This window comes from Amphritea sp. 1_MG-2023 (assembly GCF_030547545.1).
Classification (GTDB): Bacteria; Pseudomonadota; Gammaproteobacteria; order Pseudomonadales; family Balneatricaceae; genus Amphritea.
The window spans coordinates 41,589-65,410 of sequence record NZ_JAUOQE010000020.1 but is presented as its reverse complement, the minus strand read 5'-3'; the positions used below and the strand labels follow the sequence as shown (position 1 = coordinate 65,410).

The following is a 23,822-nucleotide window of genomic DNA, read 5'->3' as shown; positions in this document are numbered from 1 at the left end:
TGAGTGAAACGAAGAGATGGTTTTTTTATGATTTTTTGTTTGAAAAGGTTGATCTGAATTAGATTGGATTTAATGTATTTTTATTAGGGGTGGTTAGCTTTAAAGATAGTTATATAGGCGGGGATGAAACAACAGTTGTCGGTTATATTTTGACGTTGTTTAATGCCGTTTCTATATCGGTAATGACGGTTGTGGCTCTCATTATTATAGGGGTGTCGGCATCGAGCTGGCCGTGTAAAAATTGCTTTGATGATAAAGACAGAATACTGATGATGCGGTTTTCTTGTGTGATGGGAAAGGCAATAACGTCTCTGTTTGATCGTCGTAAAGGGTTATCAAATGAGACGGGCTTATGATAGGCGAAGCCTCGGTTTTTGGTCGTCGTCATTGACTGTTGCAGCCAGCGATACTCTCGCTCAAGTAGACGGGCCTCACGACCCTCTTGAGCTTTTATACTCTGAAATAGTTCGGCCCGCTCGGTTGTCGCTAAAAATGATTGGTAGGCTAACCCGACCGTTGAGGTTAACGTTGGCAGGTGGGTTGACGACGTATCGCTAGCATCAGGAGTCTGCTGAAGGGTTGAGCCGAGAAGCTTCATTTCATGGCCTTGTGGCACCCATAGCTCAATCAGCGCTTGGCACTTGTCGCTTAATTGATGGATGGCCGGTATGGCAATTTTTTTGAGTGTTATCGTGAGATCAAAATGGCTTGGTTTTTTGCTCATCGTTTCTGATAGTAAATATCCACCCATTTCATCAGAGCGCACCACCCAGCCAGCCTCAATAAGCGTTTTGAGTATTCTGAGTAAGGTGGCTTTACTGATGTTGGTGGCGCGATGAAGCTCCGCCAATGTGATTGGACTGTTCCTGATGATCTCTTCAAGAAAAAATATACCGCGGGCAAGTGCACCGATAGATTTACTCATGTATTAACCTGTATTTTTATTATTATATCGATGAGGTAAGGTTTTTACTGGCCGGTATTAAAAAGCTACCCCAATTACGCTCACATGAATGTTAATCGGGGCAGAAGGTTTTGCCAGGAAAATAAATTTAGCAGACCGGTATTTATTTTGATCTGCCAAAAGTTTGTTGCGTTTTGAAAATTAGCGTTGCGGCATATCGGCGATGTTATACACTAAGCTCACTGTTGCATCTTCTGGGATTTGAGGCATCGATTCATTCCAGCTTAGCCATTGCTTACGCATATCTTCTAGTTTATCAGGATAAACTTTTTTCAGATTGGCCCGCTCGCGTGCATCATTAGTGATGTTGAAAAGATATTCATGTTCATCGACTTTTAGGTATTTAAATTCACCGACGCGCAGGGCGCGTTGATCACGATGATTCATGCGCCAGTAGAGTGGTCTTTCAAATTTATCGACCTTGCCGGTGATAACCGGTAATAGCGATACACCGTCAACAGGATAGTTAGGATCAAATTCACCTTGGCCGATTTCCAGCATCGTGCGTGACCAGTCCATCGTCATACAGTGTTGCATACTGGTGCTGCCTGCCTCGATGCCTTTTGGCCAGCGTGCGATCCACGGCACACGAATACCGCCTTCGGTTAGATCCATCTTACCGCCGACTAAGGGCCAGTTATCGGAGAAACGCTCGCCGCTATTATCACTAGTAAAGACAATCAGGGTATCTTCCGTCAGACCCTGTTGCTCTAAGGTGTCCATGATCTTGCCGATGCCTTCATCCATGTGATGAATCATCTTGCGATAGGTATGAATATTACCGCCTTCTAGATGATAAAGCGTGGAGATCTCTTTTGATAATGCTTCATCATCTCGGCTTTCCCAAGTCCAGTGAGGCGCCGTGTAATGGACGCTCAAGAAGAACGGCTTTTGCTCGGTATCTGTTGCGCGTCGGTTAATAAAATCCACCAGAACTGGATCTGACAATCAAAGTGAAGCGTTATCTTTACCTATGGGTTAGGGAGGATATATTGGATAGCCCCATGTTTCTCACCTTCGAGGAGGCTATGGCAGACTTTGTTCGAATGATGGAAGCTAAATCAGTTTAAGAGGGCTGATATGATGCTGCTCGGCGTTGTGCTACTAAGATTGCGTTAGCATCATCTCTACGGCGGTATCGATCATCTCATCTAGGTTGCTTTGCTCTGTGTAGATACCGTCATTCAGTAAACGGCAGAGGCCGTGCAATGTGGCCCAACAGACCTGCGCGGTTCTTAATGTGGAGTCTCCGGAGCGAATAACGCCTTGTTGGCAGAGTTGATCAATCCAATTTAACCAGCTTTTAAAATGACGCCGAGAGATGTTTTGCAGTGACGCGGTGGGTGAGCCGTGACGCCAGACCTCTCGGCCAAACATGAGGTCATACTGTTCTCTATTCTGATAGGCGCGTTTAATGTAGTGGTGTACATACCCGGTGAATATGGTTGTTAAGGGTTCTGTTTGTTCCCTGTTTCTGGCCTCTTCGAGGAACTTTTCAACCTGTTTAAACCCTTGTTCGGCAATGGCGCATAATAAGGCATTTTTATCTTTGAAATGATGATAGGGCGCGGTACGGGAGACGCCAACACGGTCGGCCAGTTTACGCATGGATAAGCTTGCACTGCCGCCTTCTGAGATGATGTCAGTCGCGGCTTGCAACAGCGTCTGATGTAAATCACCGTGATGGTAATGGCGGGATGTGGTTGGCATGGTTGAGGTCATCTGGACAATTTATCAATCAATCTTGACAGTGTCAAAATATCGCTTTATCTTGACGCTGTCTAGTTTGCTGTATGATGACAAAATAATAATATTGAGGAGCCCGTAAAATGAGCCATATCAGCCCGCATTTTCCACATCTGCTCGCCCCGTTAGATTTGGGCTTTACCACCCTGAAAAACCGGGTATTGATGGGCTCTATGCATATCGGCCTAGAAGAGCAGCCGAATGGATTTGAACGAATGGCTGCATTCTATGCCGAGCGAGTGCGCGGCGGTGTGGGTCTGATTGTGACGGGCGGCATTGCGCCTAACCAAGAAGGTGGTGTGGTGGCCGGCGGCGCTGCTATGGTGACTGAACAGGATGTTGAAAATCATCGTATAGTGACAGATGCGGTACATGCCGATGGTGGCAAAATTTGTATGCAAATTTTACATACGGGACGTTATGCCTATAACCCAAAATTGATTGCGCCGTCGGCGATCAAGGCGCCGATTAACCCCTTTCCGCCCCATGAAGTCACCGTTGACGAGATAGAGCAACAGATAGAGGATTTTGTTCGCTGCGCTGGGCTGGCTCAACAGGCGGGTTACGATGGCGTTGAGGTGATGGGCTCTGAAGGTTATTTTATTAATCAGTTTATCGCCCGTCGCACGAATCAACGAGAGGATGACTGGGGTGGTGAATATGATAACCGTATCCGCTTTGCCATCGCAGTCGTTAAGCGCGTGCGAGAACGGGTCGGTACGAATTTTATTATTATTTATCGTTTGTCGATGTTAGATCTGGTGGAAGGCGGTAGTAGCTTCGACGAGGTTGTTACTTTAGGTAAGGCGATCGAACAAGCGGGTGCAACCATTATCAACTCGGGTATTGGTTGGCATGAAGCGCGCATCCCAACCATCGCCACGAAGGTGCCGCGGGCAGCCTTTACTTGGGCGACCGCAAAAGTGCGGCAGGCATTGTCGGTGCCGGTAATCGCTTCTAACCGAATCAATATGCCGGAAGTCGCGGAGCAGGTATTGGCGCGCGGAGATGCCGACATGGTGTCGATGGCGCGGCCCTTTTTGGCGGACCCGGAGTTTGTACGTAAAGCGGCGGAAGGGCGCAGTGATGAGATTAATACCTGTATTGGCTGTAATCAGGCGTGTTTAGATCATATCTTTGTTGGCAAGTTGACTAGCTGCTTGGTAAACCCTCGGGCTTGTCATGAAACGGAGTTGCTTATAACGCCAACCGAGCAAGCGAAAAAACTGGCGGTGATTGGGGCGGGGCCTGCGGGTTTAGCGTTTGCGACGACGGCAGCACAACGAGGTCATGAGGTTACGCTGTTTGATGCGGCCGATGAGATCGGTGGACAGTTTAATATTGCCCGAAAGATTCCAGGTAAAGAGGAGTTTAATGAGACGTTACGCTACTATCGCCGCCGCATCGTGCTGGATGGGGTTAACTTAAAGTTGTCGCATCGAGTGAGTGTCGCTGAGCTGCAGCAGAGTGATTTTGATGAGGTGATTATCGCCACCGGTATTGTCCCTCGAGTCCCGGTGATTGAGGGAATTGATCACCCGAAAGTGCTGGGCTATCTGGATCTTATTCGCGGTGCGACAGTGGGACAATCTGTCGCCGTTATTGGGGCCGGTGGTATCGGCTTTGATATCAGCGAGTATCTAACCCATCAAGGGCCGTCAACCAGTCAGGATATTAATGCGTTTATGCATGACTGGGGGATTGATATGACGATGACCGCTCGAGGGGGGGTTGAAGGGGTGATACCCGCTCCTGTGCCAGCCGCTCGGCAGGTTTATCTGTTACAACGTAAAGCCTCGAAAGTCGGCGGCGGTTTGGGTAAAACAACTGGTTGGGCGCATCGTTTAGGTTTGCAGAAACGTCACGTGGAGATGCTTGCTGGGTGTGAATATCAGCGTATCGATGATGCGGGCCTGCATCTGAGAGTGAATGGTGAAGAGCGCCTGTTGACGGTAGATAATATTATCCTCTGTGCTGGGCAGGAACCGTTAAGAGAGCTGACGGAGGGATTAACTAAGCCGTATCATCTGATAGGTGGCGCCGATTTAGCGGCCGAGCTGGATGCTAAGCGCGCCATAGATCAAGGCACACGTTTAGCTCTGGAGTTGTAAGGTCTGCTGTCTTTAGATTATCTGGGGGCTGCTCAGCGAATCACTGAAAAGCCATCGATATCACTATCGATGGCTTTCCTGTTTGCATAAGGATTGCTTAAATGGAGCAACCGCCATGACCATGCTTGGCATTATATTGTTGATGATATTCCTCCGCGCGCCAAAATTCGGTGGCTGGAGTGATCTGCGTCACAATGGGGTTGCCGAAGATGCCGCTCTTATCTAGGACGACTTTGCTTTGCTCCGCCATAATCCGCTGATGGTCGTCATGATAAAAAATCTCTGAGCGATATTGGTCACCGATATCTGGCCCTTGACGGTTGAGCGTGGTGGGATCATGCATCTGCCAGAAAAGGTCCAGCAGTGTGTCATAGCTAATGATTTGCTCATCAAACTCGAGTTGTACCACTTCGGCGTGACCGGTGGTTTTATTGCAAACCTCTTGGTAGGTTGGGTTTTGTGTATGCCCACCCATATAGCCTACAGCGGTTGAGGTGACCCCGGGAGTGTTCGAAAATCGTGCTTCAATACCCCAAAAGCATCCTGCAGCAAATGTTGCGGTTGGCATACGTTACTCCTTTTTAAAACCACTTAATAACCTCAATGTTAGACGTTTTTTTCATCGTTTTGGATCATTTTTTACATATATTTTTCGATGTTTCGCTGAGATGGCTGTTTAGTGAAGGTTTGATGTCTTGCTATCATCGTTGCCTGATGAGGCGGACGAAGACGGCGCCTGCAGTAATGCCGATGATGGTTTGATCTATGAAGAGCGGTATGTATCTGTTGTTGCGGTCTTTTCTGATAATCATTATGCCAATAGGTGAAACAAGAATCGCGCTTAACGGAGGTATACTCTGATATCCCTGTTGCACTTTTATCTATTGGCGTTTGTTAATCATTGAATGATTTGAGTGACGGCCCCTGCATTGGCTGCCGGGGCTTTTAATCCGTGTAACAGGATAGGCTGAGGTTGATTCAAATTAGGCTTGTTGACGGGTGGCCGTGATGAGTACGTCGCGAATATTGATGTTTTGCGGTTGTGAATACATAAACACAGCGGTGCGAGCAATATCATCAGGGGCTAATATCCCTCCCATCGATGCTTTCCAATCCTCATAGTTATCAATAATCTCCTGCGAGGTGGTGTGACTCAATAATTCAGTCTCTACCGCGCCCGGACAGATCGTCATGATACGGACATTATCATCGGCTACCTCTTCACGGACATTTTCGCTGATGGCGGAAACGGCAAATTTACTGCCCACATAAGCGGCATGATTTGGGAATGATTTTTTGCCGGCAATCGAACTGATATTAATAATCGTGCCGCCCTTGCGAGCTTTCATGTCACCCAGTACGGCCTGCATGCTGTTCAGCAGTGCGAGTACGTTAAGATCATACATACGCTGCCACTCCATAGGGTCTTGAGTGTCGATCTGTCCTAATAGCATTAAACCAGCATTGTTAATTAGACAGTCTACCGGGCCATGAATCGCTTCTGCTTCTTTGATCGCTACCCGTAAAGCTGTAGCGTCGGTTACATCGACTTGACGACATAATGTGTTCGGGAGGGCTAGAGCCTCTAGTTTGTCCACGCGGCGGGCGAGGAGTAATAAGGGGTGTCCTGCCGCTGAAAATTGTTGTGCTATGGCTGCGCCAATACCTGAACTAGCGCCGGTGATTACGATAAGTGGTTGAGTCATCATTTTATCTCGGGTGTTAAATGCCACAAGGCACGGAAGTGAATCGATGTTGCAGATAATAGATCGCTGTATTAGTGTGATAAATACCCTTAATCTGAAATAATTGTTTGGTATATATGAACAATGTGTCTTGGCGCGGTATTCGTGCCTTTATCTATGTAGCGGAGTCAGGCGGCTTTACGGCGGCGGCTGAGGTGTCTGGCTTTTCTAAGGCGCATCTGAGTCAGTTAGTCTCAGAGTTGGAAGCGGTATTGAGTGTACAGTTGTTGTATCGCACCACCCGAAAGTTACGGTTGACGGAGATCGGTCAGGGCTATTACGAACGCTGTAAATTGGCGATGCAGCAGTTGGATGCCGCGGCGGAATGGGCGAGTCAATCGACGGATGAACTAAAAGGTGTGATTCGCATGAATGCGGTGGGCGGGTTGATCGGTGAAGAGCTGTTAGCCCCCCTGGTGATTGATTTCCAACGACAGCATCCCGGTATCTGTGTGGATCTAGATTTTTCCAGTGGTCAGGTGGATCTGATCGCCAATCATTATGATCTGGTGATGCGTATGGGAGAGCTGGCGGATTCGAGTTTGATAGCGCGTAAGCTGCACCAAGTGACCACGCGTTATGTTGCCAGTCCGGCTTTTTTGCAGAGCCATCATCCGATTGAAAATCCTGAAGATTTGAAAACATTATCATTAATCTGTGGCAGTGTGGATCATTGGACATTGAGTCGGGGAAATGAGCGCAGAACAGTGCATGTTGAGCAGGGGATTAAGGTGAGTAGTGGTCGAGTGATGCGGCAAGCGGCACTTGCAGGGTTAGGCGTTACGCGGCTTGCCGATGTGTATGTGCAAGCGGATCTCCAGCGGGGTCGATTAGTCGAGGTGTTGCCGGATTGGTCTGAAGTCACTCAGTTAACCTTGTTATGCCCACCGTTGCGGCATCAGTTGCAGCGGGTAAGAGTGTTGACGGAGTGGTTAAAAAATCAATTTGAAGCGCGTTATCAACAAGCGCTGAATAACGGGGTTTATCACTGAGAGGAGAGTGAGTCTAGGTCAAGAGGTTAAAGCAGGCTTAAAGGTAAAAAACCAGTCGGCACCGCTAGTGCCGACTGGTTTGAGTCATACTTTAACGGTAGTTTAGCCGTTGGCTAGCGCATCAAGCTTCTGCTTTAGCAGCCCCTGCACTTGGCCAGGGTTGGCTTTGCCCTGTGATGCTTGCATCACCTTACCCATAAAGAAGCCGATCATCTTGCCACGTTTATCCGGTTCAGCATTCACATACTGATCAACCTGTGGTTGATTGGCCGCGATGACATCATCGACCATCGCTTCAATCGCACCGCTATCGGTGACCTGTTTCAGGCCTTTAGATTCGATAACCTCATCCGCAGAGCCTTCACCCGCCCACATCGCTTCAAACACCTGCTTGGCTATTTTGCCGGTAATGGTGTTGTCTTTAATGCGCAATAATAGGCCGCCGAGTTGTTCAGCTGAAACCGGTGAAGCGTTAATCTCGGTATCATTCTGATTCAGTAGCTTGGACAGTTCGCCCATCACCCAGTTAGCCGCCAATTTGGCATCGCCTGCGGTGTTGGCAACGGTTTCAAAATAGTGGCTTAGATCGCGGTAGGCGGATAGCACCATGGCGTCGTAGTCACTCAGCTGATACTGCTCAATAAACCGCGCTTTACGGGCGTCGGGTAATTCTGGCAAGGTATCGCGTAGCTGATTGACATAGTCGTCATCAATGACGATCGGCAGCAGATCGGGGCACGGGAAGTAACGGTAATCGTTAGCTTCTTCTTTACTGCGCATCGAGCGAGTTTCATCTTTATTGGCATCATACAGGCGGGTTTCCTGAGTGATATAACCACCGTCTTCGAGTATATCGATTTGACGGATAATCTCGCCCTTAATCGCTTTCTCAATAAAACGGAACGAGTTGATGTTCTTGGTTTCGGTACGGTTACCGAATGCCTCTTCACCCTTATAGCGCACGGAGACGTTACAGTCACAGCGGAAAGAACCTTCCGCCATATTGCCGTCACAGATACCGAGATTGGTGACGATGGAGTGAATTTTCTTCACATAGGCGACGGCTTCTTCGGCACTGCGCATATCCGGTTCGGAGACGATCTCTAACAGTGGGGTACCCGCACGGTTAAGATCGATTCCGGTCATGCTGGGGAATTCCTCATGCAGCGACTTACCAGCATCCTCTTCCAGATGTGCTCGAGTCACGCCAACGCGTTTAACCGTACCGTCCTCCAGTTCGAGATCGACATAACCGGTGCCGACAATTGGATGAAAGAGCTGGCTGGTTTGATAGCCTTTGGGTAGATCGGGATAAAAGTAGTTTTTACGGTCAAACACCGAGGTGTAACCGATTTCAGCGTCAATTGCTAAGCCAAATAAAACCGCCATACGGAGTGCTTCAGCATTAAATACTGGCAGCGTCCCGGGTAACGCTAAATCGACAGCGCAGGCTTGAGTGTTTGGCTCGGCTCCAAAGGCGGTGCTGGCACCGGAAAATATTTTGGACTTAGTCGCCAGTTGGGCGTGAATCTCAAGCCCGATGACTGCTTCCCATTCCATTATGTAAACCTCTTATAGCAGTCAGCCGACATGTTTGAATGTCGTGCTGCTGCGTTAAATTCTATATGCTCTCGGTCAGCAGCTTATTGACCGGGCGTTTGTGTGTGCCAGTCGGTGGCTTGCTGGAACTGATGTGCGGCATTTAACAGCCGTTCTTCAGCAAAGTAGTTACCGATCATTTGCAGGCCAACAGGTAATCCATTAGCAAAGCCGCAGGGCACCGAGATACCGGGCATGCCCGCGAGATTCAAGGATAGGGTGAAAATGTCTTCCATATACATGGTAACCGGATCGGCGGTCTTCTCGCCCAGCTTAAAGGCTGGGTGAGGGGTGGTTGGCCCCATAATAATATCGACTTCAGAGAGCGCGGTAACATAATCTTGCTGAATCAGGCGGCGAATCTGCAGTGCTTTTTTATAGTAGGCATCATAAAAGCCTTCAGATAGTGCATAAGTACCGACCATAATACGTCGCTTAACTTCCTCACCAAAGCCTTCGCCGCGACTGCGTTTATACATGTCTTCCAGATCTGTCGGATCTTCGCAACGATAGCCATAACGCACACCGTCAAAGCGTGACAGATTGGAGGAGGCTTCTGCGGGGGCAATAATATAGTACGCCGGAATCGCTAAATGCGTATTGGGGAGGCTAATCTGTTTAACTGTCGCGCCCAGCGCTTCAAATTCACGGATCGCATTTTGCACCTGAATGGTGATCTGCGGATCGATATCGTCAGAGAAGAACTCCTTCGGTAAGCCGATTTTTAACCCTTTAAGAGAATCATTCAGTGTCAGCGTGTAATCTGGCACAGGGCGATCGAGGCTGGTGGAATCCTTTGGATCGAAACCGGCCATGACATTTAACATCATCGCGCTATCTTCGGCAGTGCGAGTCATGGGGCCGGCTTGATCCAATGATGAAGCGTAAGCGATCATGCCATAACGGGATACGCGACCATAAGTTGGCTTTAATCCGGTGATGCCACACAGCGCCGCCGGTTGACGAATCGAACCGCCGGTATCAGAGCCGGTTGCTGCGGGGGTTAAACCGCCGGCAATAGAGGCCGCCGAGCCGCCCGATGAACCGCCGGGGACGCAATCGGTATTCCACGGGTTGCGAGCCGGGCCGTAGAAGCTCGATTCATTGGAGGAGCCCATCGCGAACTCATCCATATTGGTTTTACCCAAGCTAACGGCGCCCGCTTGATTAAAATGTTCAACGATGGTGGCGTTGTAGGGGGAAACAAAGTTATCCAGCATTTTGGAGCCGCAACTCGTGCGGACACCTTGGGTGCAGAAAATATCTTTGTGAGCAATGGGCAAGCCCGTAAATGCGTCAGCATTGCCGGCTGCGCGACGTTGATCGGCGGCACTGGCTTGCGCTAGCGCTTGCTCTGGGGTGACGGTGATAAAGCTGTTCAGCTTGCCATCTTCGGCGTTGATGCGGTCAAGGTAGTTTTGGGTCAGTTCAACACTACTGAATTCACCCGTTGCTAACCCCTGCGCCAGTTCGGCGAGTGTTTTGTCTAACATAACGTTTTTAAATCCTTCAAGCGGATGTCTGGTCCGGCATTACTCGATTACTTTAGGCACCTGAAATAGGCCTGCTTCAACGGACGGAGCAACGGTTTGAAGCCGATCGCGTTGATCTGCTTCGGTTACCTCATCCAGACGTAAACGCTGAATAGCATCCATTGGATGAGCCATGGGGGTAATATCTTGAGTATCGACGGCCTGCATCTGGTCGACCAGGTCAAGAATACTGCTAAGGTTATCGGCGTATTCTTGAATATCTTGCTCGGCGATATTTAATCTTGCCAGATGAGCGATCTTTTCGACGTCTGTGCGGTCTAACGACATTATTGGATTCTCATTGCTGTGAAATTTGTTCTAATAACTAAATAAAGCGCTACGTTAACACATTTGCAGCTTGCCCAAAATCCCCGCCATTGCTACAGTGGGCCTGTTTTTTTGATCAAGTGAATGTGCAGTCGCACAATCTAAGGCGGACAATCGATGTTTAAGAAGATTCGAGGGATTTTTTCCAGTGACATTTCAATTGATTTGGGCACTGCCAATACCCTTATTTATGTTCGCGATAAAGACATTGTACTGAACGAGCCTTCCGTTGTTGCTATACGTCAAAGCAGTAACGGAGCACAGAAAACCGTGGCCGCCGTTGGTACGGATGCGAAGCGGATGTTAGGCCGGACGCCGGGTAATATTACCGCTATCCGGCCGATGAAAGATGGTGTTATCGCTGATTTCCATGTAACCGAGAAGATGTTGCAACACTTTATTAGTAAAGTGCATGGCAATAGTTTCCTGACGCCGAGCCCTCGGGTATTGGTATGCGTTCCTTGTCAGTCGACACAGGTTGAACGTCGGGCAATAAAAGAATCAGCGATGGGCGCAGGTGCCCGAGAAGTCTATCTCATTGAAGAGCCGATGGCGGCGGCTATCGGTGCCGGTTTGCCGGTTGATGAAGCCAACGGTTCGATGGTGGTTGATATCGGTGGTGGTACCACGGAGATCGCGATTATCTCACTCAACGGTATCGTCTATGCAGAATCTGTTCGAGTGGGCGGTGATCGTTTTGATGAAGGCATTGTCACCTATATTCGTCGTAACTATGGTAGTTTGATTGGTGATGCCACGGCTGAACGGATCAAGCAAGAAATTGGCACCGCCTATCCAACCTCGGAAACCCTAGAGATTGATGTTCGTGGTCGTAATCTGGCGGAAGGTATCCCGCGTAGCTTTACGCTCAACAGTAACGAGATCATGGAAGCGCTACAGGAACCTCTATCGGCGATTGTTCAGTCGGTTAAGAGCGCGCTGGAACAATGCCCTCCAGAACTGGCTTCGGATATTGCTGAGCGTGGTATTGTGCTAACGGGTGGTGGCGCGTTGTTACGTAATTTGGATAAACTGATCAGCGAAGAGACCGGGTTACCGGTGATTGTTGCTGATGATCCATTGACGTGTGTTGCTCGTGGTGGTGGTCGTGCGCTGGAACTACTGGACAAGCATGCATTTGAATTACTCACCTTTGAATAAGACTGATTGATCTGAATGCTTGAGTTACCCAATCTAACGGAACAGTTCCCACAGGAGGTGTTCCATCGCTAGTATCTTTCTTAGCGGGTCCTTACGGGCCCGCTTTTTCATTCTTGTGGTGCTGTCACTGGTGCTGATTACATTGGATCTCAAATGGTCCAATATGCATCAAACTCGCTCCTACCTTTCCTTGTTGATTACGCCACTTCAGTGGCTGGTTGATACGCCTGCTCAGGTTGCTGATGAACTCAGTGATGTCCTCGTGGATCGCAGTCAACTCACGGATGAAAACCGCCGATTACGTCAGGAAGCTTTGCTGTTAAAGCAGCGAGTACTGCAGGTGTCGGCACTCACTGCTGAAAATGTTCGTTTACGTGAATTGCTTAACGGTCGACAGCGACTCGAGCAAGATGTCTTCTTGACGGAGCTGATTGGCGTTAACCCTGATCCCTTCCAGCATCAGATTATTCTGAATCGCGGATCAGAAGATCATGCCTATGTGGGGCAAGCGGTATTGGATTCCGGTGGCATCATGGGGCAGGTGGTTGAAGTCAGTCACTATACTAGTCGGGCCATGTTAATTACGGATTCGCGTCATGCGATTCCGGTTGAGGTCAACCGTAACGGCTTCCGCTCTATCGCGTTGGGCAACGGTTCGGTGAATCAACTTGAACTGGTGCATGTGCCGGATACGGCCGATATTCGTGAAGGCGATTTACTGGTATCGTCTGCTTTAGGCGGACGTTTTCCTCGCGGCTATCCAGTGGCTAAAGTCGTCAGTGTACAGCGCGATCCGGGAGAGCCTTTTGCGTTAGTGAAGGCTGAACCCGCAGCGATGCTGAATAAAAGTCGACATATTTTGCTCGTCGATATGCCACCAAAAGCGGAAGAGTTGCCGGTTATGCCTGCGCCTGTACACGGTGAGAAAATTAAACCACAGCCCGTTGAGGCTGAGGCGCTGGAGAGCAGCGGTGAATAATCAGCGGAGTGGCGGTGGTTCCATTATTTTAGGGACTTTTCTGTTGGGCTATATGCTCAGTCAACTGCCGTTGCCGCAGTTTGCCGACTGGTTTCGGCCCGAGTGGGTGGCTATGATTCTGATCTATTGGGTCATGGCCTTGCCGGAACGCGTTGGCTTGGGTACCGCAGCCGTCGTTGGCTTGGGACTTGATTTGATTAAAGGCAGCCCGATGGGGCTGAATATGTTATCGCTACTTATTATTGCCTATCTGACGTTGCTGTTATACAAACGTTTGAGAATGTTTCCGCTGATTCAACAAGCGGTCATGGTGATGGTGCTGGTGGGCATTAATCAGTTAATTTTTAACTGGGTTCACAGCTTCATGGGTACACGCAGTGATAGCCTGATCTTTCTCCTACCCGCGATGATGAGCGCGATTCTATGGCCCTGGTTGTTTATTGTGCTGCGAGGCTTGCGTAGAGCTTTTAGAGTGTCCTGACGGGGCAAGATCGGTTGGCCTGCGCTGAGCTAAGTCCTATCTCTATCACGTTATACTGTTGGGTGCTTAAGTGTCTGAATTATCGAATAAAAATCCTGAATTGATTCTGGCTTCAGCGTCTCCTCGGCGACGCGAACTGTTGCAGCAAATAGGTGTCGCTTGTCGCGTGAAACCGGTTGATATCGCTGAAGTGCATCAGCCTGGAGAGTCGCCGGCGATGTTTGTTGAGCGTCTGGCGCGGGAAAAAGCCTGTGCCGGTTTGGCCGTTGCCGATAGCGATGCCGTCGTTTTGGGTGCCGATACGGTGGTGGTGTGTCATGGCGATATCCTCGGTAAACCGACTGACCGTGAAGATGCAATCAGCATGCTACAGCAGTTGTCAGGCTCAGAGCATCAGGTCATGACGGCGGTTGCGGTTACAAATAAGGAACGAATTCGCTGTCTGGTAGTCACTACTGATGTGCGTTTTAAAACATTAACCACGGCGCAATGCGAGCAATACTGGGAGACGGGTGAACCCTGCGATAAAGCCGGTGCGTATGGTATTCAAGGCTTAGGCGCGGTGTTCGTTGCGGCGATCAAAGGTAGCTATTCTGCAGTCGTGGGATTACCGCTGACGGAAACCGCAAACTTGTTAGCGGCATTTGATATTCCTGTGTGGCAGACTTTGGTGCTGACGGCAGAAGATGATGATACGAGCGCCTCTTAGGTTATCTTTGAGGTGTTGTGGTTTAAGTGATTAACCACTTTACTGATGCTAGTCATGAGCATTGATATGATGGCATCGAGATATTGGGTGCTTACAACGCTGAAAGGCCTACTGCTTCGAAACTCGATGGTTTGAAGTGCAGTGCCAGAGAATACTGATGGAGCCTGTTGTTAGGTTTCCTAGGGATGGATTATGAGCGAAGAGATTCTGATTAACTTTACCCCGATTGAGACGCGGGTCGCGGTTATCGAGAACGGTATGCCACAGGAAATCTACGTCGAAAGAGCCGAGCGACGCGGTATTGTGGGTAATATATATAAGGGTAAAGTGGTGCGTGTCTTGCCGGGTATGCAGGCGGCCTTTGTCGACATCGGCCTAGAACGCGCGGCCTTTATTCATGTGGATGAGCTACAGCATCCTGACGACGACAGCGCCGGAGTGCCTGGGAAGGCTCAATTAGCGATCAATCGTTTATTGCGCGAGGGTCAATCGCTTACCGTGCAAGTGACTAAAGACCCTCTGGGCACTAAAGGTGCTCGACTGACCACTAATTTATCGATCCCTTCCCGTTATCTTGTCTATATGCCGGGTAATGAACATATCGGCATTTCACAGCGAATCGAAGACAATGAAGAGCGAGAACGTTTACGCAAGGCTGTAGAAGAAGTCGTCGCGGGCATGGAAGATCAGAGCACCAAGGTGGGTGGCTTTATCCTACGAACGGTCTCGGAAGGGGTGTCTGAGCTTGAGCTTAAGCAGGATATTCTGTTTTTGTGTCGTTTATGGGAGTCAATTGCCCGTAAAATTGAAAAGTTTGGCGCGCCCACCTGTATCTATGAAGATCTGCCGCTGAATATGCGTGCCCTGCGAGATATGGCTCATGGGGGGATCGAGCGGATTCGAGTCGATTCAAGAGAGACATTTCAACGCTCGCAACAGTTTGCTGAGGCTCTGGTGCCTGAAATCAGCAATATTCTTGAATATTATCCCGGCGAACGGCCTATTTTTGATCTCTATAATATTGAAGAAGAGATTCAGAAAGCACTGGGAAGAAAAGTCGAGTTAAAGTCGGGTGGTTATCTGATATTTGATCAGACTGAAGCGATGACGACGGTGGATATTAACACCGGCGCTTATGTTGGACATCGTAATCTAGAAGAGACGATTTTTAAAACTAATTTAGAAGCCGCCACCGCTATTGGGCGTCAGCTACGACTGCGAAACTTGGGCGGTATCATCATTATCGATTTTATCGATATGTTGGATGAAGATCATCAGCGTCAGGTATTGCGGACGTTGGAGCGGGTGCTCGAAAAGGATCATGTTAAATGTAAGCTGACGGGGGTTTCTGAGCTAGGCTTGGTTGAAATGACACGTAAGCGCACGCGTGAAAGTCTCGAACATATTCTATGCGAGCCTTGTGGTCACTGTCAGGGACGCGGCTCGGTGAAAACCTCAGAGACGGTTTGTTATGAGATTTTCCGTGAGATACTGCGGCAACATCGCGCCTACGATACGGATTCTTATTTGGTACTGGCATCGGATCGAGTGGTGGCGATGCTGCTGGATGAAGCGTCAGATCATGTGGCTGAATTGGAAGCCTTTATTGCAAAAACTATTCGCTTTCAGGTTGAGCCGATGTACGGTCCGGAACAATATGATGTGGTGCTGAGGTAACGGTGATATCTCTTGTTGGACTTTTGAAGGCACTGAATCGGTGGCTGGGGTGGGTGTTGGTTATTTCAATACTCGCCATCGCTTTACTCACCGTCGTGGTTCGATTATTACTGCCTGGGGTCTGGGATTACCGAGCTGAAATAGAAGACTATCTGAGCGAACGATTACGCACAGAGGTGAGTATTGGTGAAATTAGCGCGAGTTGGGAGAGTCAGTTTCCTCGCTTGCTGCTGCAGGATGTGGTGATTGCGAATCATCGGTCGCGTAATATTGGCCGGATAGAACTGCGTCAGCTCATCTTGGGATTTAACCCCGTCAGTAGTTTGCTGCAATGGCAACCGGTGCTGAGTAAGGTTGAGTTATGGTCACTGCACACACAGGTTAAGCTGGTGAACTGGCCTCATACCGCTCAGGTGGATGAGTCGACCAAAACGGAGGATCTTTCCTCTACATCGGATCCCTTGGCGGCGTTATGGTTGCAGCCACATATCTTTTTCTATGATACGCAAATTGATCTGACACTGCCCTCTGGTAAGCAGGTGCTGTTGCAGAGTGATCACTTAAATCTCGAGAATAGTCCACATCAGCATCATTTTGCTGGCGAATTACGTGTCACGCATGAACAGCGTGAAGCGACAGCAACGCTGAGAATCGAATCTGATAGTTATGCTTTTGCTTCAGATACCAAAAACTTCGATTTTTATCTTAAGTTAGCAGGAATTGATACTCCGCTCATGGATGCAGCGCGGGAGTTGCTTCCTATTCCGACGGCCCTAGAACAACTGGAACTGAATAGTGAAATTTGGGGTAACTGGTCAGAGGGACGGTTAACGCGGTTGTTTGGTGAGGTTGATGGCGGTCGATTACAGTTAGCGACTCAGCAGGCCGGATTAACTGAGCTTTCAATACAACAGTTAGACTCCGGCTTTGCTCTACTTCAGCCTCAACCGGGTCAGTTTCAACTGCAGGTAAGTGATTTTTCTGCTCAGATCAATCAACAGCCCCTAAGTTTTCCGCAGCTAGTGATTAACCGACAACGACAGAGAATCGAATCGGTGGCGTTGACTGAGTTTAATGTCACTGAAATCGCCAGTTTTCTTGAGCAACAAGCCTTTGTACCGGACGATCTTAAGCGGGTGCTGACAACGATTAAACCGACCGGGATGATCCGTCATCTGTTGTTACAGTGGCCGTTAGCTGAGCCTACAGTAGCGGCGGCAAATACCGCTGTAGCGGATGCTAGTGTGACGACAAACGCTCGCGTTAATCGGCACATGGTCAGCTCGGCTGCGAGTCATGCTGTTGCGGTTTCAGCAACCGCCAAGACAACGATGGTAGCGCATGGCGTTAATTCTGTATCCCTCGATCAGGCTCAAGATTGGACGCAGTTATCGTTACAGGGCGATTTAGAAGGCATCGCCTTTGAGGCGGCTTATGGCGCGCCCGCGATGTCTGGTGTCACCGGATTACTTCAGCTTCAGCATGACGATGATGGGTTGCAGGGGCGAATCGATCTGACCAGTGATGCGCTGGGGCTGCATTTCCCAGAGGTATTCGATCAAGGTTGGCTGTTTAGTGAAGCCCAAGGCGTTACGCATTTTAGTTTGGCGCAGAATGTGCTCCACCTTCACAGTGAATATGTTGAACTACACAAAGCGGGTATTAATGCGAGTGGGCGTTGGAGTCTGTATCTACCGTTGGAGAGAGAGATTCAGAGTGAACTGACACTATTGATTGGTGTGAAAGACGCGGATGGCCGTTTGGCGCCTGAGTTAATACCCGATCATGCAATCGATCCGGGTATTAAGGCTTGGGTGGCTCAATCAATTAAGCAGGGCGTGCTCAATCAAGGCGGCTTTCTGCTGCATACCGGCACACGCAGTATTCCGTCTCGACAGGCGCCCACCGTCCAGATGTTTATGGACATTTCCGATGCAGAGGTGGCATATCAGTCAGGCTGGCCGGCGGTAAAAGCCGCAGATGCATCGTTGCTTTTGCGTGATCAAGGCTTAGAGATTGATGTCAGTCGTGGCCAGATGTATGACAGTCATATCGAGCATGGTTGGGTTTATCTGCCGCCCCATTCTCAAGATCTGCATATTATTGCCAGCATTAATGGCGATAGCGACGATATAGTTTCGACGTTGTTGCAAAGTCCCATTTTAGATGGCGCTAATACGGAACTCGAAAACTGGCGTCTTAGTGGGGCGGCACAGACCCGTTTAAAATTAATAATCCCGTTGAATGGTGCCGATGCAGATGTTGATGTCAGCAGTGTGTTTAAAAATCTGGAGCTAGCATCACAATCACGACAGCTTAAAATCAGTCAGTTAGCGGGCCAGGTGAGTTATCAAACGGATAAAGGCCTGAATGCTGAATCACTTAACGGCGTGTTGTTTGGGCAGCCATTAAAAGCCGATATTATCTCCAGTGGACAGGGGAAATCTGAAAAAATTACCGCGCGACTCAGATCATCTATTCGCCTGTCTGAACTGCAAAACTGGAGCGGTATTCAGCTGTTAGCCCTGGCGGAGGGGGTGCAGGCCTATGAAGCCGATCTGGATATCTGCTTAAGGGCGGATTGTTCTGGATTGACGGTAAAATCAGATCTGCAACAGACCGCCTTGGCACTGATTCCTCCTTATAGTAAGTCTATCGGGCAGGAGATGCCTTTATTGCTGCATACCGACTTTAACTCGCCACAAACATTAAATATTCGAGTCGGTGATCAATTGAGTGCGTGGTTGCAGCTGGATGGTGATCGGCTCAGCCGGGGGCATTTGATGTTAGGGGCGGCGGATGCTCGACCGAGCGCTTATCCCGGCTTGAGTGTGAGTGGTCAGTTACCGCAGTTGAATTATGAGTCACTGATAGACATGTTAACGCGAGCGAGTATTTTGTCTGCTGCATCGACGTCAGCCGCGACTGACGTTAGTATGAGTCAGTCAACGGTGCCAGTCCAAGCAGATATTAACGTGGCTTCACTCGGTTATGATGATCTACAGATGAATAATGCTCGACTATTACTAGAGCGGGGTAGCGATGGTTGGAATATCGGTGTGTCGGGTGCCGACCTTAACCTGCAGGTGAATCTGCCCGATAGTGATGCGAAGGTGCCTCAGTTACGTTTTCAAACGCTAAATCTAGATGCCTTGCTGCCCGAGGATGAGTTGTCATCGCCGGTCAGCAGCGAGCAGCCGGCGAACATAGAAGAGATAGTAGGGCATCTGCAGCCGGGCGATGTGCCAGACCTCGATATTGAGATTGCTGATCTGATCGTCAAGCAGAAGCATTGGGGACAGTGGGATTTTAAGGTGCGAAATCGTCAACAAAGCATGTATGTTGAGGATATTGTGGCTCGACTGCCGGAATTTAAGGTGGCCGGAGAGATTATCTGGCGTCCAGGGGATCTCAGTCAGAGCGAGTTAACCCTGAGCGTTGAGGCAAAAGATTTAAGCCGAACACTCGAGAGCGTGGGCTATGAAAAAGTACTGCAAACGGAAAAGGTCACGGCGAAGCTTGAGTTTCAATGGTTAGGGGCTCCGTGGGAATATGCGTTAGCTGAGGCCAGTGGTCAGTTCAGTTTTGATGCTCGTGATGGACGGTTGATCGAAGCCGGCAGTGGCACGGGGTTGTTACGCGTGTTCGGGATTCTTAATATGAATACACTAGGGCGACGGCTTAAACTGGATTTTTCCGATCTGTATGCAAAGGGGGTTAGTTTTGATCGGATGCAGGGCAATTATCGAATAGTCAAAGGTGTGGCTACCACGCAGACGCCTTTTTTGATGCGTGGGCCCGCCGTCGATATGGCGGCTAGCGGTGATATTGATTTCGTTAATGAAACTGTCAATCAGCAAGTGGCCGTGACATTACCGGTGACAGATAATATTCCATTGGCCGCCGTCTTGCTGGGCGCACCACAGATCGCGGGAGTGGCTTTTCTGTTGGATAAGTTGATTGGTGATGAGGTGAAAAAGGAAATTGCTACCGTGACCTATACCATGAAAGGCGACTGGAGCGATCCAGATGTAGAGTTGTTACGCCGACCCGAAGCAGAAAAGAAAGCAGCAGAGCTTAAGTAATCTGGCTCTGCTGTCTTGTCTATCGGTGTTAAGCGTGGTTGGCGAATCGAAGACGCTTGAGGTGACTCGTTTACACTTCGGCTCGTTCACGTAAGTATTTAAACAGCTTTTTGGCGGCAACCGGTGGCTTACCTAAACTGGCTTCTTTTTTGGCATTACGTAATAACTGACGTAGATGCTGAATATCGGCTCCCGTATCTTCGCTTAAGTAGGCTTGCAGATCGGTATTGTCACCGAGAATGAGTCGGTCTCTCCAGCGTTCCAGTTTATGAAATACCTGTAAGTGAGCTTGCTTGCCCGCCTCGAACTGATCAACCGCTGCTTGTATCTCGTCGGCATCTTCGCCACGCATCAGTCGACCAATATATTGCAGTTGACGGCGAGTCGCTTCTGAACGCGGCTGAAGGCGCTGAGCTTCTTCAATGGCGCTGCGTAACGTGTCGCTCATCGGCACTTTGGCTAACTGTTCTTTGTTCAATTCGGGCAGTTTAGTGCCCAGTTCCTGTAGCTGTTCCATCTCCCGCTTACGCTGGGATTTTGATACCCACTCTTCATCAAACTCGTGTTCGTCATCGGGGAGAAAATCGTCATGTTGACTCATAAAACTCTCTTGTTTAGGTCGTTCTAGCTGTAAAAGAAAGCGGCTAGACCGAGGAAGGCAAAAAATCCGACTACATCGGTAATCGTGGTTAATAACACACTGCCAGCCAGTGCCGGATCAATACCCCAGGCCTTTAGGAGGATCGGCAACAGGGTGCCCGCCAGTGCGGCTGCGAATAGGTTTATCATAATAGCACAAGCGATAATGATACCGATGGTTAGGTCATCGAACCAGAGGATAGCAATGATCGCCACGACAACAGCCCACAGCAGGCCGTTGAGTAAGCCGACAATCATTTCACGGTTAAGCAGCCAGCCCGCGTTAGAGCGTTCGACATGGCCGAGTGCTTGACCGCGAATCATCAATGTTAATACTTGGCTACCGGCTATTCCGCCCATGCTGGCGACAATGGGCATCAACACCGCTAAGGCGACGACTTTGCCAATTGTTTCTTCAAACAGGCCAATAACCGCCGAGGCGAGAAACGCGGTAATCAGATTGATACCTAGCCATACCGCTCGGCGACGTGTGGTTTTCATAATGGGGGCGAAGGTGTCTTCATCTTCGTCCAGACCGGCCATACTCATCAACGAGTGATCGGCATCTTCACGAATAACATCAACGACATCATCGATCGTGATACGTCCCAGCAACTGACCGTGTTCGTCAACTACCGGTGCGGAAACCAAATCTTCCTGCTCAAACAGTTTTGCAACCAGTGTATCTTCCATGTTTGCAGAAATTGGCGGCTTATCGGTGACCATCATCTCCCGCACGGTGCTCGCCGGATCGCTCACCAGCATTCGGGTTAGTGGGAGGCTACCGATATAGGTGTCTTTACGACTGACAACAAACAGACTATCCGTCATATCAGGCAATTCGGCGTGGCGGCGCAGATAGCGTAGCGCCGCTTCGATAGTGATATCGGGTCGAATAGTGATGGTATCGGTATTCATCAGACCGCCGGCAGTATCTTCCGGATAGGACAGTACTTTTTCGAGGCGTTCACGGTCTTGATGATCCATGGAGCGTAGCAGTTCGTGCATCACCGTTTCCGGCAACTGCTGCATCATATCGGCGAGATCGTCTGGCTCAAGAGATTCTGAGATCGCTAACACCTCAGAAGTGTTCATTTTACTTAAAATCTCTGATTTAACGTCGTCACCTAGTTCTTGGAGAACATCGGCCTCAATATCTTTATGGATCATGCTCCATAATAGTCGCCGCTCTTTGGGCGGTGACTTTTCGATTAGGTGAGCGACTTCTGAGGGGCGTAGCGTTTTGTTTAGGGTATAACGTATCTGCCTGAAAGCACCTTCTTCAAGGGCGGTGTTTAACTTATCCAGTTCGCTTTCGTTTATATTGGCGTTCATGGCCGGGCCCCGGTCAGAAAGAGAGATACAGAATGCTTTGCAGACTGTTAGTGATGCTCGATAGTGATTAGCATCAATATGTTGAGGGCATTATAGCGTATTGTTTTTAAACGAATAGGGTGAATAGACTATTCTTGTTCGTCAAAGCGATTGTTGATTAGCTGCTCAATGGCATCCATCGCTTGTTGTTCATCATCACCCGAGGCTGAAATAGTCAGCTCTGTACCCTTGCTGGCGGCTAACATCATTATCGACATAATGCTCTTGCCATCCACTTGACGGCCATCTTTCGTCAGTTGTATAGCGGAAGAAAATGAGCTGGTCACATTGATCAGTTTAGCGGCCGCGCGGGCATGTAACCCCAGCTTGTTGATAATGGTGATCTTTTTTTCCAACATTGATGTATACCCGTAATCAGTTTAGTTCGCGATGGCGTATCTGGACATTATCCATAGTTGTTCTGAAATGAACAGCGAGACGTTCACTGATAAACACCGAGCGATGCTGACCGCCGGTGCAGCCTATGCCTATACTGATGTAACTACGATTATTTTTTTCAAATGATGGTAGCCACTTCTCTAAAAATTGCGTGATATCCGCCAGCATTTCTTGTACTTCTGTTTGCTGTTCAAGAAACTCAATGACCGGCTGATTTTGACCGCTTAAGCCACGCAGTTGAGGTAGCCAATAAGGGTTGGGAAGGCAACGAACATCAAAGGTAAAATCCACATCGAGAGGAATACCGTGTTTATAGCCGAAAGATTCAAACTGCAGCGATAGTTGTTGCTCTTGTCGTTGAGCAATTCTGAGTTTGATGCTATCTCTGAGTTGATAGAGCGATAGTCGAGTCGTATCGATACGGATATTAGCTAGATCTGAGACCGGCTCAAGTAGCTGCTTTTCATAGTTAATGGCCTGTTGCAAACCCTGCGTATCATTCGAAAGTGGGTGCTTTCGGCGGGTGGCGCTATAACGTTTGAGTAGGGTGGTTTCTGAACTATCGAGATAGAGAATTTCACAGTCTATTTGCTCGATTTGGCGCAGACGGGCAAAGATATCGGGAAACTGTTTCAGGTTGCTGTGCTGATTACGTGCATCGATACTGACAGCAAGCTGATTGGGATGATCGGGATCGGATAGAATTTGCTTGACTAAGTCAGGTAGCAGCGGCGCTGGCAGGTTATCGATGCAGTAGAAGTTAACATCTTCCAGTGCTTGCAGGGCGGTTGATTTACCAGACCCTGAACGACCACTGATGATAACCAGCTTCATCAGATTAAACCTGCCGTGGGCCGGTAGCTGCAGCAAACAGAGCTTCTACTGATTCAGCATTGCGCAGTTGATCACGGAAGGATGCCTGACTAAACAGTTCCGCCAGGTTGCTCAGCGTTTGTAGGTGTTGATCACAGGCCTCAGAAGGCACCACGAGCACAAACAGGAGATCGACGGGTTGTGCATCGATAGCGTCAAAGTCGATCGGTTCTTGTAATTGAATGAGTAAGGCGGTGGCCTTGTTGCACTCATCCAAACGACAATGAGGAATTGCCACGCCTTCACCGATGCCCGTACTACCGAGCCTTTCACGACCCAATAGACCGGCGAAGATGAGTTCGGGTTCGAGCTCTGGGTAGTGTTCGGAAATCTGCTGGCTGGCAATTTCTAGGATACGTTTTTTACTACCACCCTCCAGAGCACAGAGTACTCCCGAGGGCGCTAATAGTTCTGAAATTAGCATCGTCA

At 49.1% G+C, this 23,822-nt stretch carries 21 protein-coding genes; 8 read left to right on the top strand and 13 right to left on the bottom strand.

What is annotated here, in order from left to right:
- Positions 1-142: 142 nt before the first annotated feature.
- The 3 genes from Q4488_RS11900 to Q4488_RS11890 all read right to left on the bottom strand — a co-directional run bounded on the left by Q4488_RS11900 (position 143) and on the right by Q4488_RS11890 (position 2,674).
- Positions 143-925, bottom strand: a complete 783-nt coding sequence (locus Q4488_RS11900; RefSeq protein WP_303580694.1) for a helix-turn-helix domain-containing protein — start codon at positions 923-925, stop codon at positions 143-145.
- A gap of 180 nt (positions 926-1,105) precedes the next feature.
- Positions 1,106-1,912 (bottom strand): sulfatase, encoded by an 807-nt coding sequence (locus Q4488_RS11895; protein ID WP_368411573.1) that lies wholly within the window; start codon positions 1,910-1,912, stop codon positions 1,106-1,108.
- 156 nt (positions 1,913-2,068) lie between these two features.
- Positions 2,069-2,674, bottom strand: coding sequence for a TetR/AcrR family transcriptional regulator (locus Q4488_RS11890; RefSeq protein WP_303580692.1), 606 nt, complete (start codon positions 2,672-2,674; stop codon positions 2,069-2,071).
- A 119-nt stretch (positions 2,675-2,793) separates the two neighbouring features.
- On the opposite strand from Q4488_RS11890, the gene Q4488_RS11885 reads away from it, so the two are divergent.
- A complete protein-coding gene (locus tag Q4488_RS11885; protein WP_303580691.1) occupies positions 2,794-4,821 on the top strand; it encodes an NADPH-dependent 2,4-dienoyl-CoA reductase in 2,028 nt (675 codons plus the stop codon).
- Between the two features lie 97 nt (positions 4,822-4,918).
- Here the strand turns inward: Q4488_RS11885 and msrA are convergent, their stop codons facing one another.
- Together msrA and Q4488_RS11875 are read right to left on the bottom strand one after the other, a co-directional pair.
- Positions 4,919-5,389 carry a peptide-methionine (S)-S-oxide reductase MsrA gene (gene msrA / locus Q4488_RS11880; RefSeq protein ID WP_303580690.1) on the bottom strand — a complete coding sequence of 157 codons (471 nt, stop codon included), beginning with the start codon at positions 5,387-5,389 and terminating at the stop codon, positions 4,919-4,921.
- A gap of 415 nt (positions 5,390-5,804) precedes the next feature.
- On the bottom strand, positions 5,805-6,530 hold the full coding sequence (locus Q4488_RS11875; RefSeq protein ID WP_303580689.1) for an SDR family oxidoreductase: 726 nt from the start codon (positions 6,528-6,530) through the stop codon (positions 5,805-5,807).
- Positions 6,531-6,643: 113 nt separating this feature from the next.
- Here Q4488_RS11875 and Q4488_RS11870 point away from each other — a divergent pair, with 113 nt between their 5' ends.
- On the top strand, positions 6,644-7,558 hold the full coding sequence (locus Q4488_RS11870; protein ID WP_303580688.1) for a LysR family transcriptional regulator: 915 nt from the start codon (positions 6,644-6,646) through the stop codon (positions 7,556-7,558).
- A 102-nt stretch (positions 7,559-7,660) separates the two neighbouring features.
- On the opposite strand, the gene gatB is transcribed toward Q4488_RS11870, so the two are convergent.
- The 3 genes from gatB to gatC all read right to left on the bottom strand — a co-directional run bounded on the left by gatB (position 7,661) and on the right by gatC (position 10,977).
- Positions 7,661-9,118 carry an Asp-tRNA(Asn)/Glu-tRNA(Gln) amidotransferase subunit GatB gene (gene gatB / locus Q4488_RS11865; protein ID WP_303580687.1) on the bottom strand — a complete coding sequence of 486 codons (1,458 nt, stop codon included), beginning with the start codon at positions 9,116-9,118 and terminating at the stop codon, positions 7,661-7,663.
- Positions 9,119-9,201: 83 nt separating this feature from the next.
- Positions 9,202-10,650, bottom strand: a complete 1,449-nt coding sequence (gene gatA, locus Q4488_RS11860) for an Asp-tRNA(Asn)/Glu-tRNA(Gln) amidotransferase subunit GatA (protein ID WP_303580686.1) — start codon at positions 10,648-10,650, stop codon at positions 9,202-9,204.
- Positions 10,651-10,689: 39 nt separating this feature from the next.
- A complete protein-coding gene (gene gatC, locus Q4488_RS11855) occupies positions 10,690-10,977 on the bottom strand; it encodes an Asp-tRNA(Asn)/Glu-tRNA(Gln) amidotransferase subunit GatC (RefSeq protein ID WP_303580685.1) in 288 nt (95 codons plus the stop codon).
- 156 nt (positions 10,978-11,133) lie between these two features.
- Between gatC and Q4488_RS11850 the strand changes: the two genes are divergently transcribed.
- The 6 genes from Q4488_RS11850 (at position 11,134) to Q4488_RS11825 (ending at position 20,108) form a co-directional block, all read left to right on the top strand.
- A complete protein-coding gene (locus Q4488_RS11850; RefSeq protein ID WP_303580684.1) occupies positions 11,134-12,177 on the top strand; it encodes a rod shape-determining protein in 1,044 nt (347 codons plus the stop codon).
- 64 nt (positions 12,178-12,241) lie between these two features.
- Positions 12,242-13,156, top strand: coding sequence for a rod shape-determining protein MreC (mreC, locus tag Q4488_RS11845; protein WP_303580705.1), 915 nt, complete (start codon positions 12,242-12,244; stop codon positions 13,154-13,156).
- Complete coding sequence (gene mreD / locus Q4488_RS11840) at positions 13,149-13,637, top strand: rod shape-determining protein MreD (protein ID WP_303580683.1); 489 nt, start codon at positions 13,149-13,151, stop codon at positions 13,635-13,637. Before mreC ends, mreD begins: the two co-directional genes overlap by 8 nt.
- Positions 13,638-13,707: 70 nt before the next feature.
- Positions 13,708-14,346, top strand: a complete 639-nt coding sequence (locus Q4488_RS11835) for a nucleoside triphosphate pyrophosphatase (RefSeq protein ID WP_303580682.1) — start codon at positions 13,708-13,710, stop codon at positions 14,344-14,346.
- Positions 14,347-14,538: 192 nt separating this feature from the next.
- Entirely contained in the window at positions 14,539-16,023 is a 1,485-nt protein-coding gene (rng, locus tag Q4488_RS11830) for a ribonuclease G (RefSeq protein WP_303580681.1), read from the top strand.
- A 56-nt stretch (positions 16,024-16,079) separates the two neighbouring features.
- Positions 16,080-20,108, top strand: a complete 4,029-nt coding sequence (locus Q4488_RS11825; protein ID WP_303580680.1) for a YhdP family protein — start codon at positions 16,080-16,082, stop codon at positions 20,106-20,108.
- A 70-nt stretch (positions 20,109-20,178) separates the two neighbouring features.
- Here the strand turns inward: Q4488_RS11825 and yjgA are convergent, their stop codons facing one another.
- The 5 genes from yjgA to ptsN all read right to left on the bottom strand — a co-directional run bounded on the left by yjgA (position 20,179) and on the right by ptsN (position 23,817).
- On the bottom strand, positions 20,179-20,709 hold the full coding sequence (yjgA, locus tag Q4488_RS11820; RefSeq protein WP_303580679.1) for a ribosome biogenesis factor YjgA: 531 nt from the start codon (positions 20,707-20,709) through the stop codon (positions 20,179-20,181).
- Between the two features lie 23 nt (positions 20,710-20,732).
- Positions 20,733-22,082: a magnesium transporter gene (mgtE, locus tag Q4488_RS11815; RefSeq protein ID WP_303580678.1), complete on the bottom strand. Its 1,350-nt coding sequence runs from the start codon at positions 22,080-22,082 to the stop codon at positions 20,733-20,735.
- A 128-nt stretch (positions 22,083-22,210) separates the two neighbouring features.
- A complete protein-coding gene (locus tag Q4488_RS11810; protein WP_303580677.1) occupies positions 22,211-22,480 on the bottom strand; it encodes an HPr family phosphocarrier protein in 270 nt (89 codons plus the stop codon).
- A 16-nt stretch (positions 22,481-22,496) separates the two neighbouring features.
- Complete coding sequence (gene rapZ, locus Q4488_RS11805) at positions 22,497-23,354, bottom strand: RNase adapter RapZ (protein ID WP_303580676.1); 858 nt, start codon at positions 23,352-23,354, stop codon at positions 22,497-22,499.
- A 4-nt stretch (positions 23,355-23,358) separates the two neighbouring features.
- The gene (gene ptsN, locus Q4488_RS11800; RefSeq protein WP_303580675.1) at positions 23,359-23,817 is read right to left on the bottom strand and encodes a PTS IIA-like nitrogen regulatory protein PtsN; all 459 of its coding nucleotides are present in this window, start codon (positions 23,815-23,817) and stop codon (positions 23,359-23,361) included.
- Between the last annotated feature and the right edge of the window lie 5 nt (positions 23,818-23,822).

What these genes read in the sequence shown, in the direction of transcription:
- Q4488_RS11900 (WP_303580694.1), bottom strand. Translation starts at nt 925, where the DNA reads ATGAGTAAATCTATCGGTGCACTTGCCCGCGGTATATTTTTTCTTGAA.
- Q4488_RS11890 (WP_303580692.1), bottom strand. Translation starts at nt 2,674, where the DNA reads ATGCCAACCACATCCCGCCATTACCATCACGGTGATTTACATCAGACG.
- Q4488_RS11885 (WP_303580691.1), top strand. Translation starts at nt 2,794, where the DNA reads ATGAGCCATATCAGCCCGCATTTTCCACATCTGCTCGCCCCGTTAGAT.
- msrA (WP_303580690.1), bottom strand. Translation starts at nt 5,389, where the DNA reads ATGCCAACCGCAACATTTGCTGCAGGATGCTTTTGGGGTATTGAAGCA.
- Q4488_RS11875 (WP_303580689.1), bottom strand. Translation starts at nt 6,530, where the DNA reads ATGATGACTCAACCACTTATCGTAATCACCGGCGCTAGTTCAGGTATT.
- Q4488_RS11870 (WP_303580688.1), top strand. Translation starts at nt 6,644, where the DNA reads ATGAACAATGTGTCTTGGCGCGGTATTCGTGCCTTTATCTATGTAGCG.
- gatB (WP_303580687.1), bottom strand. Translation starts at nt 9,118, where the DNA reads ATGGAATGGGAAGCAGTCATCGGGCTTGAGATTCACGCCCAACTGGCG.
- gatA (WP_303580686.1), bottom strand. Translation starts at nt 10,650, where the DNA reads ATGTTAGACAAAACACTCGCCGAACTGGCGCAGGGGTTAGCAACGGGT.
- gatC (WP_303580685.1), bottom strand. Translation starts at nt 10,977, where the DNA reads ATGTCGTTAGACCGCACAGACGTCGAAAAGATCGCTCATCTGGCAAGA.
- Q4488_RS11850 (WP_303580684.1), top strand. Translation starts at nt 11,134, where the DNA reads ATGTTTAAGAAGATTCGAGGGATTTTTTCCAGTGACATTTCAATTGAT.
- rng (WP_303580681.1), top strand. Translation starts at nt 14,539, where the DNA reads ATGAGCGAAGAGATTCTGATTAACTTTACCCCGATTGAGACGCGGGTC.
- yjgA (WP_303580679.1), bottom strand. Translation starts at nt 20,709, where the DNA reads ATGAGTCAACATGACGATTTTCTCCCCGATGACGAACACGAGTTTGAT.
- mgtE (WP_303580678.1), bottom strand. Translation starts at nt 22,082, where the DNA reads ATGAACGCCAATATAAACGAAAGCGAACTGGATAAGTTAAACACCGCC.
- Q4488_RS11810 (WP_303580677.1), bottom strand. Translation starts at nt 22,480, where the DNA reads ATGTTGGAAAAAAAGATCACCATTATCAACAAGCTGGGGTTACATGCC.
- rapZ (WP_303580676.1), bottom strand. Translation starts at nt 23,354, where the DNA reads ATGAAGCTGGTTATCATCAGTGGTCGTTCAGGGTCTGGTAAATCAACC.
- ptsN (WP_303580675.1), bottom strand. Translation starts at nt 23,817, where the DNA reads ATGCTAATTTCAGAACTATTAGCGCCCTCGGGAGTACTCTGTGCTCTG.